The 20963-nt window shown below is 70.5% G+C and carries 17 protein-coding genes; 5 read left to right on the top strand and 12 right to left on the bottom strand.

All coding sequences use genetic code 11. From position 1 onward, the window contains the following. Nucleotides 1-111 precede the first annotated feature (111 nt). Both ACZ5XS_RS23380 and ACZ5XS_RS23375 read right to left on the bottom strand, forming a co-directional pair. Nucleotides 112-1116: a helix-turn-helix domain-containing protein gene (locus ACZ5XS_RS23380; RefSeq protein ID WP_468654220.1), complete on the bottom strand. Its 1005-nt coding sequence runs from the start codon at nt 1114-1116 to the stop codon at nt 112-114. Between the two features lie 93 nt (nt 1117-1209). Then, nucleotides 1210-2655: an MFS transporter gene (locus tag ACZ5XS_RS23375; protein WP_468654218.1), complete on the bottom strand. Its 1446-nt coding sequence runs from the start codon at nt 2653-2655 to the stop codon at nt 1210-1212. A gap of 105 nt (nt 2656-2760) precedes the next feature. Here ACZ5XS_RS23375 and dusB point away from each other — a divergent pair, with 105 nt between their 5' ends. Next, on the top strand, nt 2761-3903 hold the full coding sequence (gene dusB / locus ACZ5XS_RS23370) for a tRNA dihydrouridine synthase DusB (RefSeq protein ID WP_468654216.1): 1143 nt from the start codon (nt 2761-2763) through the stop codon (nt 3901-3903). A 15-nt stretch (nt 3904-3918) separates the two neighbouring features. On the opposite strand, the gene ACZ5XS_RS23365 is transcribed toward dusB, so the two are convergent. The 3 genes from ACZ5XS_RS23365 to ACZ5XS_RS23355 all read right to left on the bottom strand — a co-directional run bounded on the left by ACZ5XS_RS23365 (nt 3919) and on the right by ACZ5XS_RS23355 (nt 9310). Beyond that, complete coding sequence (locus ACZ5XS_RS23365) at nt 3919-5673, bottom strand: alkaline phosphatase family protein (protein WP_468654214.1); 1755 nt, start codon at nt 5671-5673, stop codon at nt 3919-3921. Nucleotides 5674-5861: 188 nt separating this feature from the next. After that, the gene (locus ACZ5XS_RS23360; protein WP_468654212.1) at nt 5862-7799 is read right to left on the bottom strand and encodes an amylo-alpha-1,6-glucosidase; all 1938 of its coding nucleotides are present in this window, start codon (nt 7797-7799) and stop codon (nt 5862-5864) included. After that, entirely contained in the window at nt 7796-9310 is a 1515-nt protein-coding gene (locus ACZ5XS_RS23355; RefSeq protein WP_468654210.1) for an MGH1-like glycoside hydrolase domain-containing protein, read from the bottom strand. The genes ACZ5XS_RS23360 and ACZ5XS_RS23355 overlap by 4 nt, the downstream gene beginning before the upstream one ends. Nucleotides 9311-9429: 119 nt before the next feature. On the opposite strand from ACZ5XS_RS23355, the gene ACZ5XS_RS23350 reads away from it, so the two are divergent. From ACZ5XS_RS23350 to ACZ5XS_RS23340, 3 genes are all read left to right on the top strand, one after another. Beyond that, entirely contained in the window at nt 9430-10656 is a 1227-nt protein-coding gene (locus tag ACZ5XS_RS23350) for an ROK family protein (RefSeq protein ID WP_468654208.1), read from the top strand. Between the two features lie 417 nt (nt 10657-11073). After that, the gene (ppdK, locus tag ACZ5XS_RS23345; RefSeq protein ID WP_468654206.1) at nt 11074-13821 is read left to right on the top strand and encodes a pyruvate, phosphate dikinase; all 2748 of its coding nucleotides are present in this window, start codon (nt 11074-11076) and stop codon (nt 13819-13821) included. A gap of 219 nt (nt 13822-14040) precedes the next feature. Then, a complete protein-coding gene (locus ACZ5XS_RS23340) occupies nt 14041-14367 on the top strand; it encodes a hypothetical protein (protein ID WP_468654204.1) in 327 nt (108 codons plus the stop codon). Here the strand turns inward: ACZ5XS_RS23340 and ACZ5XS_RS23335 are convergent. The 3 genes from ACZ5XS_RS23335 to ACZ5XS_RS23325 all read right to left on the bottom strand — a co-directional run bounded on the left by ACZ5XS_RS23335 (nt 14340) and on the right by ACZ5XS_RS23325 (nt 16492). Then, entirely contained in the window at nt 14340-14783 is a 444-nt protein-coding gene (locus tag ACZ5XS_RS23335) for a hypothetical protein (RefSeq protein ID WP_468654202.1), read from the bottom strand. The genes ACZ5XS_RS23340 and ACZ5XS_RS23335 overlap by 28 nt on opposite strands. A gap of 487 nt (nt 14784-15270) precedes the next feature. Beyond that, nucleotides 15271-16041, bottom strand: coding sequence for a GntR family transcriptional regulator (locus ACZ5XS_RS23330; RefSeq protein ID WP_468654200.1), 771 nt, complete (start codon nt 16039-16041; stop codon nt 15271-15273). Between the two features lie 34 nt (nt 16042-16075). Then, complete coding sequence (locus ACZ5XS_RS23325) at nt 16076-16492, bottom strand: TIGR03668 family PPOX class F420-dependent oxidoreductase (protein ID WP_468654198.1); 417 nt, start codon at nt 16490-16492, stop codon at nt 16076-16078. Between the two features lie 177 nt (nt 16493-16669). Between ACZ5XS_RS23325 and ACZ5XS_RS23320 the strand changes: the two genes are divergently transcribed. Continuing rightward, nucleotides 16670-17203, top strand: a complete 534-nt coding sequence (locus ACZ5XS_RS23320; RefSeq protein ID WP_468654197.1) for a hypothetical protein — start codon at nt 16670-16672, stop codon at nt 17201-17203. On the opposite strand, the gene ACZ5XS_RS23315 is transcribed toward ACZ5XS_RS23320, so the two are convergent. From ACZ5XS_RS23315 to ACZ5XS_RS23300, 4 genes are all read right to left on the bottom strand, one after another. Further along, a complete protein-coding gene (locus ACZ5XS_RS23315; protein WP_468654196.1) occupies nt 17152-17628 on the bottom strand; it encodes an excalibur calcium-binding domain-containing protein in 477 nt (158 codons plus the stop codon). The genes ACZ5XS_RS23320 and ACZ5XS_RS23315 overlap by 52 nt on opposite strands. 94 nt (nt 17629-17722) lie before the next feature. Continuing rightward, nucleotides 17723-18883: an alkaline phosphatase PhoX gene (locus tag ACZ5XS_RS23310; RefSeq protein WP_468654195.1), complete on the bottom strand. Its 1161-nt coding sequence runs from the start codon at nt 18881-18883 to the stop codon at nt 17723-17725. 67 nt (nt 18884-18950) lie between these two features. Further along, nucleotides 18951-20501, bottom strand: a complete 1551-nt coding sequence (locus ACZ5XS_RS23305; RefSeq protein WP_468654194.1) for a sensor histidine kinase — start codon at nt 20499-20501, stop codon at nt 18951-18953. Beyond that, nucleotides 20498-20962, bottom strand: a complete 465-nt coding sequence (locus ACZ5XS_RS23300) for a winged helix-turn-helix domain-containing protein (RefSeq protein ID WP_468654193.1) — start codon at nt 20960-20962, stop codon at nt 20498-20500. Before ACZ5XS_RS23300 ends, ACZ5XS_RS23305 begins: the two co-directional genes overlap by 4 nt. Nucleotide 20963: the final 1 nt, after the last annotated feature.

Genomic DNA, 20963 nt, shown 5'->3' with positions numbered 1-20963 from the left:
GAGGAGTTCTCTCGATTCGGGTGAAACGTACGTGCTCAACACGTCACCAGAATGCGGAGCGGGTACTGAGGCTGTCGTTACCACCGGGTCCACAGGGCTTTGACGCTGCGTCTACTCGCCCTCGAACAGGGCCTGGAACCGGTATTCCGTGGGCGAGATCCCGTACGCGGTGCGGAAGGCGCGGGTGAAGTCGGAGGCGCGCGGGATGCCCCAGCGTGCGGCGATGGTGTGGACGGGCGTGGTGTACAGCGTGGGGTTGGCCAGATCGCGGCAGGCGCCCTCCAGCCGCTGAGCGCGGATCCAGGCCGCCACCGTCTCCCCCGACCCCTCTTCCTGGAAGAGCCGGTGCAGGTAGCTGAGCGAGATGTGGTGCGCGGCGGCGATCACGGGCGGCCGCAGTTCCGGGTCGTGCAGGTGCTGCCGGATGAACGCCCGTATGCGGGTGACCGTGACCCGGCGTTGGGACTCCGCAGACAGGGCGCTCTCCGCGTCCAGCAGGTGGGCGAGCCATGCCGCCAGCAGGTCGACCAGGACCATGCCCAGGCGCGGCGCGTCGGACGGCTGGAGGAAGTCGGACTGCCGGTCCAGGCCGGTGAGGAAGCCCGTCAGCAGGGCGCCCGTCCCCTCCCGCCCCGACAGCCGCCTGCCCAGCAACTCCCGGACCCGGGCCGGTGGCAGGGGCAGCAGCGCCTTGGAGAAGTCCACACCCACCCCGGTGATGAAGGGGATGTCCTGGTCGGCCGACGGCCGCACGCCGTAGGGCTGTACGTCGTACGGGCGTGAGGTGTCGGACAGCCACAGGTCGTGCGGTCCGTACGTGTCGGCCCGCCCCACGTGGTCGAAGCCCATTCCTCCGCCGAGCACCAGTGACAGGTGGTACTCCTCGGGGTCGGACCGCCGCACCAGCCGCGCGTTCCGCTGGAACCGTGTCGGCCGGATCCGGGTCGGCCACACGCGCACCGGCCCCAGTTCGAGCAACCGCTGCTCCGCCCGGAAGTCCGCGGCGTAGTCACTGCTCATCTCGCTGGGTGCGATCGCCAGGCTCATCACCTGCCGCCAGTACTCGAACCTGTCCTCCACCGGTACGTCCTCGGTCCGGAACACAGTCCCGATCATCCCGCCCCGACCTCCACCCACGTCCCCGGCGGTCCTGGTCCGTCACCGCCCGTGCGGAGAGTACTTCAGCCCTCGGCGTCCGGCTCGCGTTGCTCAGGCGCTGACGCTCGCCGCATCCCGGACGTCCGTCGCCTCCAGCCGCTCCGCGGTCCGCTCGGCCGTCCGTCGGGCCCATGTTCCGGTGGTCGCGGCGCCCAGGACGAGGACCACCAGGCCGCATCCGGCGAGGATCCACCAGCCGGGGACGGCCGCGGAGACGAAGGTGTCGCGGTACGACGAGACGGTCACGCCCGCCGCCAGGACCGCGCCGACCACCGCGACGCCCAGGGTCTGGCCGAGTTGCCGACTGGTGGAGGCGATGGCCGCCGCGACCCCCGCCTGACTGCGCGGCATGCCCGACACCGCCGTGTTGGTGATCGGCGCGTTCACGAAACCGAAGCCCACCCCGAACAGCACGTACCCGAGGAGCAGCGTGACGTCGGACGCCTCCGCGTCGAAGGCGGCGAACAACAGCCCGCTCGTCGTCATCGCGACCCCCGCGATCAGCAGCGGCAGCCGCGGGCCCCGGCTGCCCACCAGACGCCCCGACAACGGCGCGCACAGGAACGTCGGTACGGCCATCGGCAGCATCCACAGCCCCGCGTGCAACGCGTCCAGCCCCCGTACGTTCTGCAGGTACAGCGTCGACAGGAACAGGAACCCGCCCAGCCCGGCGAACCCGGCGACCGCGATCACCGTCGCCCCGCTGAACGGCGCCGACCGGAAGAACCGCAGGTCGATGAGGGGTTCGTCGCGCCGGGGCTCGTACCACAGGAGTCCCGCCAGCGCGGCCACCGCCAGCGCGGCGAACGGCAGGACCGCGGTGAACCCGGCGTTCGGCGCCTCGATGATCGCGTAGGTCAGGGAGGCGAACAGGGCGATCACCATGACCTGGCCGACCGGGTCGGGCCGCCGGGCCTTGGGCGCGCGGGACTCGGAGACGTAGCGCAGCGTGAGCAGCAGAGCGGCGAGCCCCACCGGCAGATTGACCCAGAAGATCGACCGCCAGCCGACGGACTCCACCAGCAGCCCTCCGACCAGCGGGCCCGCCGCCATGGAGATGCCGACCACCGCACCCCACGCACCGATCGCCCGCGCCCGCTCGCGCGGGTCCGTGAACGTGTTCGTGATGATCGACATGGCGACCGGGTTGAGCATGGAACCGCCCACCGCCTGCACCATGCGGAAGGCGACCAGCATCTCCAGGTTCGGGGCGACGGAGCACAGGGCCGAGCCGAGGGTGAAGACGATCAGGCCCGCCATGAACACCCGTTTGCGGCCGATCCGGTCGGCGGTGGATCCGGCGAGCATCAGCAGGGAGGCGATGACCAGGGTGTAGCCGTCGATGGTCCACTGCAGGCCCGCCGTACTGGCGTGCAACTCCCTCTGCATGGACGGCAGGGCGACGTTCAGGGCGGTGTTGTCGAGGCTCACGATCAGCAGGCTCATGCAGCAGATCGCGAGGACGAGCATGCGTCGACGGTGGCTGAGCTCGGGCATGCGTTCCAGCGTACGCCGATATCAATAGTGCGTCTAACTAACGACTGCCGCAGGGTTGCCTCCCCGTGCGCCCGGGCACGTGCCGCCGTACGCGACAATGGGGGAATGTCCACGCCCGCCTCCCCTCTCCAGATCGGCCCGCACGCCGTCCGGCCGCCCGTCGTCCTCGCCCCCATGGCCGGGATCACCAACGCGCCCTTCCGCACCCTGTGCCGGGAGTTCAGCGGCGGCAAGGGCCTGTTCGTGAGCGAGATGATCACGACCCGGGCGCTGGTCGAGCGCAACGAGAAGACCATGCAGCTGATCCGCTTCGACGCGACCGAGACGCCGCGCTCGATCCAGCTGTACGGCGTCGACCCGGCGACCGTCGGCAAGGCCGTCCGCATGATCGCGGAGGAGGACCTCGCCGACCACATCGACCTGAACTTCGGCTGCCCGGTCCCGAAGGTGACCCGCAAGGGCGGCGGCTCCGCCCTTCCGTACAAGCGCAACCTGCTGCGGGCGATCCTGCGCGAGGCCGTCAGCGGCGCCGGCGACCTGCCGGTGACGATGAAGATGCGCAAGGGCATCGACGACGACCACATCACCTTCCTCGACGCCGGCCGCATCGCCGTCGAGGAGGGCGTCACCTCCATCGCCCTGCACGGCCGCACCGCCGCCCAGCACTACGGCGGCACGGCCGACTGGGACGCCATCGCCCGCCTCAAGGAACACGTGCCGGAGATCCCCGTGCTCGGCAACGGCGACATCTGGTCGGCCGAGGACGCGCTGCGGATGGTGCGCGAGACCGGCTGTGACGGAGTGGTCGTGGGGCGCGGCTGCCTCGGCCGGCCGTGGCTGTTCGCGGACCTGGTGGCGGCCTTCGAGGGACGTACCGAGGACATCGCGCGCCCCTCACTGCGCGAGGTCGCCGACGTCATGGTCCGCCACGCCACCCTGCTCGGCGAGTGGATCGGCGACGAGGCCCGCGGGGTCATCGACTTCCGCAAGCACGTCGCCTGGTACCTGAAGGGCTTCGCGGTCGGCTCCGACATGCGCAAGCGCCTCGCCATCACCTCCTCGCTGGCCGCACTCCGCACCGGCCTCGACGAGCTGGACCTCGACCAGCCCTGGCCCACCGGCGCCGACGGCCCCCGCGGCCGTACCTCCGGCAACAACCGCGTGGTGCTGCCGGACGGCTGGCTGAAGGACCCGTACGACTGCGCGGGGATCGGCGAGGACGCGGAACTGGACACGTCCGGCGGCTGAACCCGGTGAGAAGGATCAGTCCTCGGACGGGTGCGGCGTCGACCCGTACGCCGTCAGGAACCGGTCCCGGAACGCACTCATCTTCCACACCGGCGCGTCCTTGGCGGGCTTCAGTCCGTCCGTCCAGTTCCAGGCGGCGATCTTGTCGAGGACCTTCGGGTCCTTCGCGACGATCGAGACGGGCACGTCACGGCTGGCGCCCGCGCCGCTGACCCGGGCGATGGGCTGGTGGTCGCCGAGGAAGACGAGGACGGTGTCGTCGGTGCCGTAGCGCTCCAGCCACTGGGTGAGGCTGGTGACGGAGTACTGGACGGACCTGCCGTACTCCTGCTGGGAGCGGGCCGAGTCCGTGAGGACGTCCGAGGGGTCGAGGCCGGCCTTCTGGATGGGGCCGAAGACCGAGCCGTCGCCGAGCTCGTCCCAGTCGACCAGCTTCGGGATCGGCGCCCACGGCTGGTGGCTGGACGTCAGGATGATCTCCGACATCAGCGGCTTGTCGCGCTTCCTGCCGTGCACCAGACGCTGGAAGGCCTCCAGCGCGTACTGGTCCGGCATCGTCGACCAGCTGAACTTCGGGCCCCGGTAGCCCAGCTGGAAGGCGTCGTAGATCTTGTCGAGGCCGTAGAAGCTCCCCTCCGGCCAGGCCTTCTGCACGCCGGGCATGATCCCGACGGTGTCCCAGTGGCCGGTCTTCTGGAAGGCCTTGGTGAGGCTCAGGTGGTCGCCGGACATGACCGTGCGGTAGCGCTGCTGGTTGTCGATCCACAGACCCGACATGGTGGTGGAGTGGCCGAGCCAGCTGCTGCCGCCGTAGGTCGCCGACGTCATCCAGCCGCTCTTCGCGTGGAACCCGGCCTTCGCCAGGGCCTCGGTGCTCGCGTCCAGTGTCCTGACGACACCCGGCGCGATCTTCGGGTCCTCGATCGCGCTGCGGCCGTAGCTCTCGATGAACGTGAAGATGACGTCCTTGCCGCGCAGATCGGGCAGCAACTGGCTGCCGGGCGTGCCGCCGAAGGTGTCGGCCTTCGCCTCCTTCGCGAACGCGGCCTCGTCCCGGAGCGTGTCCTGCACCCGCCGCGCCTGGATCTTCAGCGCGCCGCCGGCCCGGTCGGAGGCGATCGGCATGCCGTCGACCTGGAGGCCCAGAGCGGAGCAGGTGATCCAGACGGTGCCCGCGATCAGGGTGGCCCGGGTGCCGCTCTGGCGGTCGCGCGCCAGCAGGTTGCTCAGCCGGATCGTCGCCAACGCCGTCACGACGAGCAGCAGCACCACGAGGACGGCCGCGCCGACCGTCGCGCCCACGGCCGTCGCCTTGCCCATCGAGTCCTCGACGTACGCCAGGGCGTCGTCCAGCAGTCCCCAGTCGAGGATCAGGTTGAAGCCCCGGCCCAGGTACTCGATGAACCCCATGTCGAGCAGGTTCAGCACGGTCAGCGCCCCGAGGAGCACCCCGCACAGCGCCGCCACGATCATCCGCGGCCGGCGCGGCAGCGCGAGCACCACGACCGCTCCGAGGATCGCCTCCACCGGCAGGCGTGTGAACCGGTTGTACTCCAGCGCGCCGACCCTGTTCGGCAGCAGCAGGGCGCCGAAGACCAGGACGGCGGCGAGAGCGGTGACCGTCCAGGACAGGGCCCGGGCGACGGCGGGGTGCCGGGTGCGCAGGCCGCGCCGGCGGGCCAGGCGGGCCCGGAGCGTGGCGGGGGTGGTCTCCTCGTCGGGTACGGCTTCGCCCGTCGCCTCGGCCGGCTCGGTCAGCTCTGTCGACACCCGAAGGTCCTCCCGTACGAAGCCCGGTGATACGGCGGGTCCGACATGCGTCCTCGGATCCGCCGCATTCCCGTACGGTTCGCCTCCGTCCGGTGTTCAGCCGCTTCGCCCAGAGCTCGGCAAACACCGGGCAAACGCCGCACCAACCGCCTCGCGGCCGGTCCGGCCACGCGGCCCGCGGGCCCCTGCTACGCGCCTCCGACCGCCGTGAGCAGCGCCAGCGGCGCCGCCGCCGACCGCGACTCCCGCACGCACGCGTGCGGATACGGCACCGGCTCCGCGTGCGTGTCCCGGCCGTAGCCCGCGAGGACCTCCGGCAGCCGGTGCCCGGTCGCCGTCGCCGCGTCGACCAGGCCGTGCGCGACCGTACGGGCCTCGTCGTGCAGGCCGTAGCGGGCCAGGCCCAGCGCGATCAGCGCGTTGTCGTGCGGCCACACCGAACCCCGGTGGTAGGACAACGGGTGGAACGCCGGCTGCCCCGCGGCCAGCGTGCGCACCCCCCAGCCGGAGAAGAAGTCGGCTTCGAGCAGGCGCCGCCCGACGACCTCGCCGTACTCCTTGTCCAGCAGCCCCGACCACAGCAGATGCCCGGCGTCCGAGGCCAGCGCGTCCACCTGGCGGCCCTCGCCGTCCAGCGCGAGAGCCGGGAAGGAGTGCTCCGGCATCCAGAAGTCGCGCTGGAAGCGGTCGCGCAGATCCGCGGCGGCCTGCTCCAGCAGGGCCGCGTACACCTGGTCGTCCCACGCCGTGCGCGCCAGCGACGCGGTGCGGCGCAGCGCGTCGTACGCGTAGCCCTGGGCGCCCGCCGCCATCACCGGGCCGCTCGCGCGGCTGCCGTCGGCCGAGCAGATCGCGCCGGGGGAGTCCTTCCAGTTCTGGTTGGAGAGGCCGCCCTGGTCGGCGCGGTAGACCAGATAGCCGCGCGAGGTCAGCCCGCCGTGGTCCAGCATCCAGCCGATCGCCGCACGGGCGTGGGGCTCCAGGCGGCGGGCCAGGTCCGTGTCCCCGGTGTCCTCGACGTACGCGCCGAGCAGCACGAGGAACAGCGGGGTGGCGTCCACCGAGCCGTAGTAACGGCCGTACGGCACCTGCCCGAAGTGCGCCAGCTCGCCGTGCCGCACCTCGTGCACGATCTTGCCGGGCTGGGAGACCGACTCCGGGCCGGTCTCCGTCGCCTGGGCCGCGGCGAGCGCCAGCAGCGTGGCGGCGGCCGGCCGGGGCCGGTAGGGCAGCGCGAACAGCGAGGTCAGCAGGGCGTCCCGGCCCAGCAGGGTCAGGAACCAGGGGGCACCCGCCGCCGGTACGCGCAGCTCCTCGCCGTCCGGGCCGGTCGCCGGCACCTGGAGCGAGGCGAGATCGGCGAGCCCGCGCGCACAGGCCGCGGCCAGCTCCGGCCAGCCGGTCGGGAAGGCCACGCCCTCCACGAACTCGCCTTCCATCGCCAGGAGTTGGTCGTTCAGGGCGGCCGGGGAGCGCGGTACGCGCAGCGCCCGCTTGTCGCCGTGCGGCCGTGCCATCACGCGCAGTATCAGCTCGGCCGTGCCGTGCGGTTCGAGATCCAGGGTCCACACGAGGCGCCGGGCGCCGGTGCCGGTCTCCTCGACGCCGTCCGGGGCGGGCTCGGCCGTCACCGTCGTACAGGACCGCCACTCGCCGCGCTGATAGGCGAACTCCACACCGTCGTCGAGGACTTGACGGGAGCGGGTCGCTCCTATTTTCGCGTACGTACGGTGGTCGGAGCGCAGTTCGAACTGGTCGGTGAAGTCGGCGTCCGCGGTCACCGCGAGCCGGACCGTCGTCGGCACCGGGCGGTTGCTCGTCACCCGCAGGGACTCGACGAACGAGCCGTCACCGACGGCCTGTTCACGGAAGAGCGTGTACGCGGGCGGCTCCTGGCGTCCGCCGCGCGGCACCAGCACACAGCGCGCGGTGTCCCCGTCGGCGACCGGCGACAGCGCCTCGGGCACCGCGCCGTCCACGGTGAGCTGCCACCGGCTCAGATGCCGGGCGTCCCGCACGAACAACCCGTCCGGGGAACTGCCGCCCCGTACGCCGCTGATGTCCCCGCCGTCGCCCACGGCGGCGAACGTCTGGCCGTGCACGAGCAGATGATGCCGGTCCGTCATCCCCGGTCTCCTCCCCTGTCACTCATCTCGAACGTCCGGATGCCCGTGGGGGCCATGTCGTCCCCCGGGCCGGTGTGCAGCAGGTCGAGCGTGAGCGCGGCGGTCCAGCTGAAGCCGGTCGCCCCGCAGGCCTCACCGGTGTACGGGTCGACGTACTCCGCGAAGTCGGAGGTGTCGGCGGTGTCCAGGACGGCTCGGCGCAGGGCGTCGGCCCGCCCCTGTTCGCCGTGCGTGCGCAGCCCGCGCTCCACCAGCCAGCCGGTGTTGAACCAGGCCGGGCCGCGCCAGTAGCGGTGCGGGTCGAAGGCCTCGCCGAGCAGGTCGTAGCTCGGGACCAGGCGGGTCGAGTCACCGAGCCCGAAGTGCGTCCCGCCCAGCGTGCGCACGAGCGCGGCCGAGGTCTCCCGCGGCAGACCGGGCAGCAGCAGCGGAACGATCCCGGAGACACTGCGCTCGCGGATCAGCCCCCCGCCCCGCACGTCCCGGCAGAAGAACATCCCCTCCGCCGGATCCCACAGCCGGTCGATCAGCGCCGCCGTCAGCCGCTCGGCCCGCGCGTGCCGGGCCGTCCCGGTGGCGCCCAGTTCCTGCGCGATCCGCGCGAGAGCGTGCTCGGAGGCGATGAGCAGGGCGTTGAACGCGGGGTCCTCGACGGCGAACTCGCCGGCCCCGTCGGCGTACCCGCCGTCCCGGTAGTCGCTCGCCAGCCGCACGTACCGCCCGTAGTCCAGGTCCGTCGGCCGGTCCTCCGGCGCCCCGTGGTCCAGGTCGGCGCGGCGGAAGGAACGGGCGGGAGCCGGTGTGATCCTGCTCAGCGGGGCGTCCCAGCAGGGGCTGTTGTCCATACCCTGTTCCCAGGGGTGCACGACGGACGCCAGCGACCCCGCGCCCAGGTCCCGCCGGTGCAGCAGATACCGGTGCCAGGCGGCGAGCCGCGGATACACCGCGGCGAGGAAGCCACGCGCCCGCGACAGCCCCGGGTCCGCGCAGTGCACCAGCCACGCGGCCAGCGCGTGCACCGGTGGCTGCACGATGCCCGAGGTCTGTACGGTGCGCGGGGCGCCCGCAGCGCGCCCCGCGGTCGAGGAGCGCCAGAAGTCGGGGCTCGGGAAGTACGCGTCGAGCGGGACGGAGGGGTTGAAGACGATGTGCGGGATCCGCCCGTCGCTCCACTGGGCGTCGAGCAGCGTCGTCAGCTCCGTCTGTGCACGTAACGGCGACAGGTGGCGCAGGCCGATCGCGATGAACGCCGAGTCCCAGGACCACTGGTGCGGGTACAGGCCGTGCGAGGGCACCGTGGAGGTGCCGGTCCAGTTGCCTTCCAGCACCCGGGCGGCCCTGACGTGCAGGGAACTTGCCGTCGGCGGCGCATGTGTCGCGGACGGCGGATCGTATGCAACGGCCTGAGGCCCCGGCACCTCACCGTGCCCGGTAAAGGGTGGTGAGGTAATGGTGCGTACGGGCGTCAAGTGCCCGGTGTTGCGGGCGGTGAGCTGCGTTGCGCGATCCACTCAAGGCTCCCCGAAGACGTACGGCCGACCAGTTCGGTAGTGGCTACCGTAGGGTTACGTCTATTTAACACGCAAAACTCAATATGTAATGCAGGCTTGAGAAACACAAGGGGGTGCGCATGACCGGACGACCCGGCAGGACCGGCAGAACGGGAAGTCAGGCGAGCGCCGGAGATCTGCTCGAACTGGTGCGAAGCGGCCGTGCCACCACCCGGGGCGCCCTGCAGCAGGCCACCGGTCTCTCCCGCGCCACCGTCGGCCACCGCCTCGACCGCCTCTTCCGCGCGGGCTGGCTCCGCGAGGGCGCCGGCGGCCCCGTCGACTCGCCCCTCGGCGGCCGACCCTCCATCACCCTCGAGTTCGACGACGCGCACGCGGTCGTCCTCTCCGCCGACCTCGACACCCGGCACGCCCGTGCGGCCGTCCTGTCGCTGACCGGCGAGATCCTCGCCGAGCACAGCGGCACGCCGGTCGTCGAGGACGGCCCCGACGTCGTGCTCGGCGAAATCGGCCGCTGGTTCGCCGAGCTCCTGGAGAAGGCCGGTCACCGGCCGGACGAGGTCTGTGGCATCGGCCTCGCGGTACCGGGCCCCGTCGACACCGACACCGGCCGGGTCGTACAGCCGCCGATCATGCCCGGCTGGGACGGCTACGACATACGAGGCCGCCTGGCGAGGGCCTTCACCGAACACTCCGGCGCCGGGCCGGTCCCCGTCCTGGTCGACAACGACGCCAACCTCATGGCGTACGGCGAACAGCGCACGAGATACGCCGACTGCTCGGCCTTCGTGCTGGTGAAGGTGTCGACGGGCATCGGCGCGGGAGTCGTGGTCGACGGCTCGATCTACCGCGGCATCGACGGAGGCGCGGGCGACCTCGGCCACATCCGGGTCCCCGCGGGCGCCGACGCGCTGTGCCGCTGCGGCTCCTACGGCTGCCTCGCCGCCGTCGCCAGCGGTGGTGCCGTGGCGCGGCGACTGGCCGAGTCGGGGGTGCCGGCGGCGTCCGGCTCGGACGTGCGGGACCTGCTGGCGTCCGGGCACCCGGAGGCGGCGGCGCTCGCGCGAGACGCGGGCCGGCAGGTCGGGGACGTCCTGGCGACGGTCGTGACGCTGTTGAACCCCGGCGTCCTGATGATCGCGGGGGATCTGGCCGGAACCGCCTTCCTCACGGGCGTACGCGAACTGCTCTACCAGCGGGCGCTGCCACGCTCCACCGCTCATCTGGACGTCGTGACCTCGCGACTGGGGGAGCGGGCGGGGCTGGTCGGGGCGGGGGCGATGGTGGTGGAGCACCTGTACGCGCCGGAGCGGGTGGAGGAACGACTGGCCGCGCTGGGGGTGTGACCACGATCTTTTCCGGCGTGTTTCGCTCCCAAGACCCGTCCGCATGGTGAAATCCCGGCGTCTGTGACAGCGTGATTATCGCCACCCCTGATAAGGGTTGCGCTCAGATGAGCGGATCGTGATCGACTGCACTTCTCCAAGGGGTGGCACTCAGTGCCACCCCTTGATCGTTCATCGATCGAAAACGGAGGGGCCCACAGCCGCTCATGTGAGCCGAATTCTGAGGAAGTGAGCGCTCTTGTGTTCAAGAAGTGAAAACATCCGCCCGTATTCGCGTGCCACGCTTCGACTTTCGATCCGGTGGCGCACGGGTGGTTACAGGCGTATGACGGGCAAGTAGACGTACCCAGAAGCCTTTGATCTGGGTATGTTCCTGCTCGTCAGGGCAGCCACCGCGTCCTCGAGGAGTCGAGACCCGTGTCGGAAAACAAAGATCCCCAGGTAGCTGAGCACGGCACCAGCGTTGAGAGCGTGAAGTTCGTTTACGACTTCACCGAGGGCAACAAGGAGCTCAAGGACCTCCTCGGCGGCAAGGGTGCCAACCTCGCCGAGATGACCAACCTGGGCCTTCCGGTGCCCCCGGGCTTCACGATCACCACCGAGGCGTGCAAGGTCTACCTCGACAGCGGCGACGAGCCGGCGGCACTGCGTGACGAGGTGAGTGCGCACCTCGACGCGCTGGAGCAGCGCATGGGCAAGAAGCTCGGCCAGGCCGACGACCCGCTCCTGGTCTCGGTCCGCTCCGGCGCCAAGTTCTCCATGCCCGGCATGATGGACACGGTCCTGAACATCGGGCTCTCCGACAAGTCGGTCCAGGGCCTGGCCAAGCAGGCCGGCGACGACCGCTTCGCCTGGGACTCCTACCGCCGCCTCATCCAGATGTTCGGCAAGACCGTCCTCGGCGTCGACGGCGACCTCTTCGAGGACGCGCTGGAGGCGGCGAAGACGGCCAAGAAGGTCACCGTCGACACCGAGCTGGAAGCCGCGGACCTGAAGAAGCTGGTCACCAAGTTCAAGCGGATCGTGAAGACCGAGGCCGGCCGGGACTTCCCGCAGGACCCGCGCGAGCAGATGGACCTCGCCATCCACGCGGTCTTCGACTCCTGGAACACCGACCGCGCCAAGCTCTACCGCCGCCAGGAGCGCATCCCGGGCGACCTGGGCACCGCGGTCAACGTCTGCTCGATGGTCTTCGGCAACCTCGGCCCCGACTCCGGCACGGGCGTGGCCTTCACCCGTGACCCCGCCTCGGGCCACCAGGGCGTGTACGGCGACTACCTCCAGAACGCCCAGGGCGAGGACGTCGTCGCGGGCATCCGCAACACCGTCCCCCTCGCCGAGCTGGAGACGATCGACAAGAAGTCGTACGACCAGCTCATGCAGATCATGGAGACGCTGGAGAACCACTACAAGGACCTCTGCGACATCGAGTTCACCATCGAGCGCGGTCAGCTGTGGATGCTCCAGACCCGCGTCGGCAAGCGCACCGCGGGAGCCGCGTTCCGTATCGCCACGCAGCTCGTGGACCAGGGCCTGATCGACGAGGCCGAGGCGCTGCAGCGCGTGACGGGCGCCCAGCTGGCCCAGCTGATGTTCCCGCGCTTCGACGAGGACACGAAGGTGGCGAAGGTCGGCCGGGGCATCGCGGCGTCCCCGGGCGCGGCGGTCGGCAAGGCGGTCTTCGACTCGTACACCGCGGTGAAGTGGTCGCGTTCGGGCGAGAAGGTCATCCTGGTCCGCCGCGAGACGAACCCCGACGACCTCGACGGCATGATCGCGGCCGAGGGCATCCTGACCTCGCGCGGCGGCAAGACGTCCCACGCGGCTGTCGTCGCGCGCGGCATGGGCAAGACCTGTGTGTGCGGCGCGGAGGAACTGGAAGTCGACACCAAGCGGCGTCGGATGACAGTGCCGGGCGGGCACGTGGTGGAGGAAGGCGACCTGATCTCCATCGACGGATCGTCCGGCAAGGTCTACCTGGGCGAGGTCCCGGTCGTCCCGTCCCCGGTGGTGGAGTACTTCGAGGGCCGGATGCACGCGGGCGCCAACGACGCCGACGAACTCGTCGAGGCGGTCCACCGGATCATGGCCTTCGCTGACCGGAAGCGCCGCCTCCGTGTCCGGGCCAACGCCGACAACGCCGAGGACGCGCTGCGCGCCCGTCGCTTCGGCGCCCAGGGCATCGGTCTGTGCCGTACCGAGCACATGTTCCTCGGCGACCGGCGTGAACTGGTCGAGCGGCTCATCCTGGCCGACACGGAGACCGAGCGCGAGGAGTCGCTGAAGGCGCTGCTCCCCCTCCAGAAGAAGGACTTCGTGGAGCTGTTCTCCGCGATGGACGGCCTCCCGGTGACGGTCCGGCTGCTGGACCCGCCGCTGCACGAGTTCCTGCCGGACATCACGGAACTCTCCGTCCGCGTGGCACTGGCCGAGTCCCGCCAGGAGCCCCACGAGAACGAACTGCGCCTGCTCCAGGCCGTCCACCGCCTGCACGAGCAGAACCCGATGCTGGGCCTGCGCGGCGTGCGCCTGGGCCTGGTCATCCCCGGCCTGTTCACCATGCAGGTACGGGCGATCGCCGAGGCCGCGGCCGAGCGCAAGGCCGCGAAGGGCGACCCGCGCGCCGAGATCATGATCCCGCTGGTGGGCACGGTCCAGGAGCTGGAGATCGTCCGCGAGGAGGCCGACCAGGTGGTGGCCGAGGTCGAGGCCGCCACGGGCACGTCGCTCAAGCTGGCGATCGGCACGATGATCGAACTGCCGCGCGCCGCCCTGACCGCCGGTCAGATCGCCGAGGCGGCGGAGTTCTTCTCCTTCGGCACGAACGACCTGACCCAGACCGTGTGGGGCTTCAGCCGGGACGACGTGGAAGCCTCCTTCTTCACCGCGTACCTGGAGAAGGGCATCTTCGGAGTCTCCCCCTTCGAGACGATCGACAGGGACGGCGTCGGTTCCCTGGTCAAGCTGGCCGCGGAGGCCGGCCGCGCGACACGCCCCGACCTGAAACTCGGCGTCTGCGGCGAACACGGCGGCGACCCCGAGTCCGTCCACTTCTTCCACGAGGTCGGACTGGACTACGTCTCCTGCTCGCCGTTCCGGATCCCGGTGGCGCGCCTGGAGGCGGGGCGCGCGGCGTCACAGTCGGCGGGAAGCGACCACCGGTAGGCCCGACGGGCCCTGGCCGCGGAGGCTTCGACCTGCTGAGGCCTTGGCCCGCTGAGGCCTTGGCCCACTGAACGCCGGAACCGCCGACTGTCCCCGACCGACCCTCACCGATGGGCGGCGGTACCGGAGCACGAAGAGAGGGCGGCACCCTGTGCGGGGGGCCGCCCTCTCGGCATTGCTTCTGCGCGGGTGACCTCGAGGCATAGGGTCGGGCGCACGATGACCGACTTCCACACCTACGGAACCAGCACCCACACCGCCGACGAGCTGGTCCGGCTCGTCAGTGACCGCTTCGGATGGCGCTTCACGGAGCGTGAGAGCGACTACCTGGGCGTCTATCACCTGGCCGTCAGCCCTGACGGGCGGATCGAGATCCAGCCCAACCTGATTCCTGGCGACGACGGTGAAGACGAGCCCTTCCTCCCCGAACACCCGGAGGTGCGGGTGCTCTTGATGACCACCACCGCGGGGCCCGATCCCAGCCTGCAGGTGCATCTGGGCGCCATCGAAGGGCTCATTCACCTGACGTTCTGTCGATCAGCGTGAAGATCTTTGTCAGTGGTGTGACAGCGGCAACTGCAACCGGGCGCCAGGAGGATGCCGTTTGCCCCAGGGAGGAACACGTCGTGCGTCTGGTGGCACGCGTTGTGCAGCTCTTCGTAGCCGGGCCGTTTGGCGAGCGCGCACTCGGTCGACGGCGTGTCCGGGGCCTCGGACGCAGAGACAGCTGTGCCGGTGGCCACCGCCGCTCGTTTCCTGGACCGGGCATTGACTTCGGCTACACCTGCGCTCAGCGCCTCCGCCGTGCCGACCGGCCCCAGATGTTCCAGCCGCGCGTCCCACTCCTTGCCGCCGCCGAGTGGCCTCAGTTGGACGTATGGCCCGACGAACCCCATGACCCTACCGACCTTGTTGGACGCGGTGTCCTTCACGAGATCGTCAATGCGCGGTGCGTTCGTCATGGCAGCACCTGCCCAGACAGCGCCGGCAGCCGTTCCTCCGGGGACAGGACATAGACGCGGACAGGTGAAGCCGTACAGTCCATGGCGCGCGCACGCGGTACCGGCGGCCAGAGGTACGGGGCCCTGCGGTGCCTGGCCCATCCCAAAATGCGCGCCCACTCTCGCGGTGAAGGACATCGCACCGACTCGTGGGAGGCGGTTGCCTGAGCATCGGCGGCGCGATCGTTTCGGCTGGGTCTCCGTGACCTGGACAGGACAGCGATAAGTCCGTCCAGAACCCGTGATACAAGATGCAAGTCGACTCCTACACAGTCGGCCGCGCCCCGGACCGTGCCAGCGGTGCCGGGGCCTGGCATGGGGATCAGGGAGACGTACGACAGGTCTCCCTCGGCTTGTATATCCAAGCTGAGACGAGCTTAGGGCTGGGCGGCTTGGATATACAAGTGGCGCGAAGGGTGAAACGTACGAAAGGGCTCGGCGCCTGCTGTCAGGGCACGTCGATGACGTACTGGAAGGCGTGGCGGTCGCACGGCACACGTGAGTCCAGCACTTCAATCACGCGTCCATCCTCCACTTGGGCGCTGCGCAGCACCCTCGCCAGGGGGACGCCGGGCGGAATACGCAACGCGTCGACCTCTGAGGGAGTGGGCATCCGGATTTCCAGGTCCTCGACGAAGCGCACGATGCGCTGCCTCAATGGTCCGGCCGGATCCTCAACCAGGGCGCTCACGCCGCCCGTGATACGCCGAGACTCCTCCACTGGCGTGCCGGCGAAGAGCTCCTCCGGGTAGTACCCGTCGACCAATTGCATGGGCTCGTCGTCGATGAAGAACGCGCGTCGCCGAACGATCACCGAGGCGTTAGCGGGCGTGCCGAGCCGTTCGGAGACCTCGGCCGGTGCGGGAACCCTGTCCACCGACAGGATCCGCTGCTCTGCTCGCAGACCCTGGGCGGCCGCCTCGGCGGTGAAGTTGCTCATTCCGGTCGATCGACGCTCACGGAAGTTCGCGCCCGTCGTCTGCAAACGCACTGTGGGTTGCTGGCGTACGAAAACGCCTCTGCCCTGTTCGCTGATCAGAAGTCCGTCGGCTTTGAGCAGGGACAGTGCCTTGCGCACTGTGACTCGCGTGGTGCCGTACTGGTCCTTGAGCTCGTTCTCCGACTTCAGCTTCTCGCCAGGGACCAGCTTTCCCGTCGCGATCGCCGCCCGCAGGTCGTCGGCGATCCGGCGGTACGGAGGCAGGTCTTGGTCCGGCATGTGCGTCACCTCGGGATCGGCTGTCCTGGCAAGGCTATGCGAAGGCCCAGCCACTCCACTGCTTGACCCGAACGGCGACCACGGGACCCTGGGGAGGGGAGTCCTTGTACTGCTCGTACTTGTCGCACAACAATCCCACCGCACGGTCCCGCTCCTGGCCTTCCTCCAGTACGTTGCCGTGCCCGTCGGCGCGAGCCCACCACAGCGTGGACCAGTCCTCGGCGTAGTGGTCCACGAGGACAGCCACCGAGGGGTTCTCCCTGATGTTGCGCAATCGCCGAAGATCCCACGTGCTCTTGGGCTTGTGGTCGATCGCGAAGTACAGGACATCGTTCAGGACGATGAAGGTCACTGGAACGGCGTGGGGCACTCCCTGGGCGTCGGCTGTCGCCAGCCTGGCGACGGCTGACGCGACAAAGCGTTCGCGGGCGAGGAGAGGCGAGAGCTTCATGCGTTCCACCGTAGCGAGGCTCGGAGCCTGGGAAGAGGCCGTTCGCGGCGTTGAAGGCTCCCGCTTTGCGTAAGCGCCGGCCGTGCCGACCGCTGCTCCTGGCGGTGCGGCTCGCCGGGCCGTGGTGCTCCGTGTGGGCGATGGCGAGACAGCGGGCTTCGAAGTAGTTTCACAGTTGTGGGTACCGAGAATGCAGCCGTCAACTTCTCCGAGCTGGTGAACAAGAACAAGCAGACGCTTGGCCGACTCCAGGAATCACCGAGACTGCTCCTGCATCGCAGAGACGGCGAGGATCTGGTTCTCACTACCGCGGCGCGGGCCGAACAGGACCAGGCCGTGGTGTCGGCCGCCACCCGCATGCTGGCCGCGATGGCGCGCCGGGAGCCCGGAGGCACAGAACTACTCCTCCGCGTACTGCCGGATGCCTTTCCCTGGGTTCGCTTCCTGCCCGAGTTCGATCTCCAGGCCTTTGCTCTCGAACTGGTCGACACCATGCGAGCCGCCGACTCGATCGGCAACACCGCTTCCGTGGCCCAACTTCTCGTCGCCTGGCAGCACACCGCCGAGGTCTACTCCGACCCCGACTTGCTGGCCGCACTGACCAAGGATCACGGCGAAGGCCAGGGGCCAGCTCTGGAACCGGCGAGCGGGCTGACGGGTCAGGTGTCGCAGGCGACGCCGTCGTTGTCGCGGTCCAGGTGGGAGGCGTAGCCGGGTTCGCCGCGGTGGATGGGGGCGGCGCCTGCGGCTCGGACCGCGGTGCAGTTCTCGTAGGAGACGTCCGCGTCGGAGGAACCGTCGTCGCTGCCTGCCGCCGGCTGTGCGGTGACCGTCCGGGTGACGCTGACCCTGACTTTGACCTTGACCGTTTCCGTGGCGGTCACGGTGCCGGCCGGTTCGGGTGAGGCCGTCTCCTCCGCCGGGGCCGTTGCCGTCACGGTGACCGTCGGCTGCGGTTTGGCGGCCGTCGGCTTCGCATCGGTCGTCTTGTCGTCGCCGCTGGCACCTATGCCTATCCCGATCAGGAAGGTCCAGGCCAGGGCCGGCAGGACGTACCGCTTCCGGGCCCACTTGGGGGCGGGGCCGGAAGCGGTCGGGCCGATGGGCTGAGTGGTGTGGTGGTACGGGTTGGTCATGGCGTCCCCCTCAGGTGTTACGTGAGGGGATGACCGTATTGCTGGGCTCTCAATTGTGTGGGTGATGTGTTCATTTCGTGATCGTGGTGCGGTGTCACGTCCTGAACGGGCCGCGCACCTCGTACGTGATCCCGCCCGACGAGCTCCCCGTCGTCCCCCGCTGGCTGGAGAAGTACAGCCGCGTACCGTCGGGGGAGAACGCGGGGCCCGTGATCTCCGACGAGGACTGGCCGTCGATGCGGAGGAAGGGGGCGATCACGTCGGTCGGGGTGATCACGCAGATCTCCATGGTGCCGCCGTCCTCCGCGACGAAGAGGTCGCCCGAGGTGGCGCCGGTGATGTTGTCGACGCCCGTGAGCGGGGCGGTGCCGCCTGTCACCAGAGAGTCGTCGTACGCCAGCTCGTACGTGTTCGTCAGCAGGTTGAGCTGCCAGACGCGGTTGTCGCCCTTCGTGGTGAACCAGACGGTGTCGTCGGCGTAGTGGCAGCCCTCACCGCCGTTGAAGGACTTCGAGCCGGAGACCTGGGTGCGGGTCGTGGTGGGGGAGCCGTCCGGGTCGGGGACGTTCGCCCAGGTGAAGGAGCCTGACGTGGCCGTGCCGGCGACCATGACCTGGAGGGTGCCGGAGGAGAGGTTGCCCCAGGTCGTCGGTACGAAGCGGTAGAAGCGGCCGTTCGTCTCGTCCTCCGTCAGGTAGACCACCTTGCGCACCGGGTCCGCGGCCGCCGCCTCGTGCTTGAAGCGGCCCATCGCGTCGCGGCGGGTGGCCGACTGGACGCCCCAGGGGTCCGTCTCGTAGACGTAGCCCAACGACACCTCCTCGCAGGACAGCCAGGTGTTCCACGGGGTCTTGCCGCCCGCGCAGTTCTGCCGGGTGTTGGAGAGGATGCGGTACGCGCCCGTGATCGTGCCCGTCGACGAGAACTTCACCGCGCTCGCGCCGCCCGACGGGTTGATCTCCGAGTTGGAGACGTAGATCCAGCCCGTGCCGTCGGCGTAACAGGCGCCGCCGTCGGGGGCGTTGTGCCAGGTGTACGACGTTCCGGTGACGGTTTGGCCGGAGCGGGCGACGACCCGGCTGGTGAAGCCGCTCGGGAGCCTGATGCCGTTGGTGTCGGGGGAGCCGAGGGCCCCGTACGGGCCGGCTCCGGGCTGGGCGGGGGCCGCGTACGCGGCGCCTCGCCACAGGGTTCCGCCGAGGGCGGCGGAGGAACCGCCGATGACGGCCGCACGCAGGAGGGTACGACGATCCACGCTTGCTCCAGGTGTGTCGTGACCTGCCCGCCACCGGATCGGCGGCGGGGTGGCGCGGTCTCGGACCCTAGGGGCGGGGGATGGACTGCCTGTGGACGGGCTGTGAAGCGGAGGCGCGGTGTACATGACCAGCAACGTGCAGGGCCAGCACCTCTCGGCCTCGCTGGGTGGCGCTGCCCGGTGCGTGGCTGGTCATGGGTTCCGCCGACGGCAGCCGCACCACCGCGTCCAGGCCGCCCGTCGCCGCCGCGCGCACGCTCGCCTCGCCGCCGCTCGCGTGGGCGAGGCGCTGGACGAGGGAGAGGCCGAGGCCCGTGCCGCCCTTGGGGGCGCCCGGTGCGCGCCAGAAGCGGTCGAAGGCGCGGGCGCGTTGGTCGGGGGTCATGCCGGGGCCCTCGTCGGTGATGTGGAGGTCGACCCAGCAGGGGCGGGCGTCGCGCAGGGCGCGGCGGGCGGGAACGTGGAGGCGGGGTTCGATGGTGACGGTGGTGTCGGATGGGGAGGCCCGCAGGGCGTTGGACAGGAGGTTGTCCAGGATCTGTTCGATGGACCCCGGCAGCGCCAGCACCGGGCCGACGCTGCCCGCGAACAGGACCAGGGACACGTTCTGCCGGTCGAAGAGCGGCGCCCAGGTGCGGTGGCGCTCCGCGCAGACCGCGCCGATGTCGATCGGGCCGGGTGTGGCCGCGTGTTCCTCCAGTCGCGCCATGGCCAGCAGGCCCTCGACCATGCGGGAGAGGCGGTCCGTCTCGGTGACGGCGGCGGTGAGGCTGCCCCGGCCGCGGGCGGTGACGTTCGGTTCCAGGTTCTCCAGACGCAGACGCAGACGCAGACGCAGCGCGGCGAGCGGTGTCTTCAGCTGGTGCGAGGCCTCGCCGGCGAAGGCGTGCTGGGAGTCGAGGAGATGGGCGAGGCGGGCCGCCGTGCGGTTGAACGCGGCGGCCAGGCTGCGGACTTCGGGCGGGCCCTTGGTGACGGTCACGGGTTGGACGCGGCCTCCGCCCGCCAACTCGTGGGTCGCTCGCTCCAGTTCACGGATGGGGCGGCCGGTCCAGCGGGCGATGCCGAAGCCGACGAAGGTGACGGCGGTGAGGACGCCGAGCCCGCCCACGCCGAGCAACAGCCATACGTGGTGGACGCGTTCGTGGACCATGCGGGTCGGGAGCGTGAGCCATACGGCACCCTCCGGCCGTACGCCCTGGCCCACGGGTGCGGCGACCGAAAGGTACTCCACCCCGCCGATGGTGGAGGTGCGGACGTCCACCGTGGAGGTGCCTCGCAGGGCGGCCGTGATGCCGGGGCGGGACGTCAGGGCGCGGGACGCGTCCGGGGCCAGCGGGTGTGAGGTGGCGAGCGGTGTGCCCGTGTCGTCGACGACCACCAGTTTCCCGCCGATGCGTTCGGCGCAGTGGGCCACCCGGGCGGGCAGGTCCTGCTCTGCGCGGCCGGCGGCGAGTGACAGGGCCGCGTACGCGGAGACCGACTCGGCCTCGTCCTTCGCCGCGTTGACCACCCGCACCCGCTCGCCCCGCGAGTACACGAAGCCGAGCGGGATCTCCAGGCAGAGCAGGACGAGCGCGGCGAGGGTGAGGTAACTGAACAGGAGGCGACGGGTCATGTCGGGCCCCGTCGCTGCTCGTTCGGCTCGCCGTGCACCGCCAGCCGGAAGCCGACGCCGCGCAGCGTCTGGATCCAGGCGGGATGGCCCAACTTCTTGCGCAGGGCGGCGACATGGACGTCGAGGGTCTTGGTCGGCCCCTCGTAGTGCGGATCCCGGACCCGGTCCAAAATCTGCTGCCGGGAGTAGACCGCGCCGGGGTCCTCGGTGAGCAGCGCGAGCAGTTCGAACTCCTTCGGCGTGAGGGCGACCTGGGCCTCGCCGACCCAGACCTGGCGGGTGCGACGGTCGACGACGAGAGGGCCGGGTCCGGGGGCGGGGGGCGCCGCCGAGGCGGGCTGTTCGTACGACGACGGCGACGGCGGGGGCTCGTGGGGCGGGACCGGCAGCGGTGCCGGCGCGCGGTCGTACGGCGGGACCGGCGCGTGGTCGTACGACGGCATCGGCACCGGTAGGGGCACC

The organism is Streptomyces sp. NPDC033131, assembly GCF_055578365.1.
The sequence above is the reverse complement of the archived record's forward strand: the minus strand, read 5'-3'. Positions and strand labels throughout refer to the sequence as shown.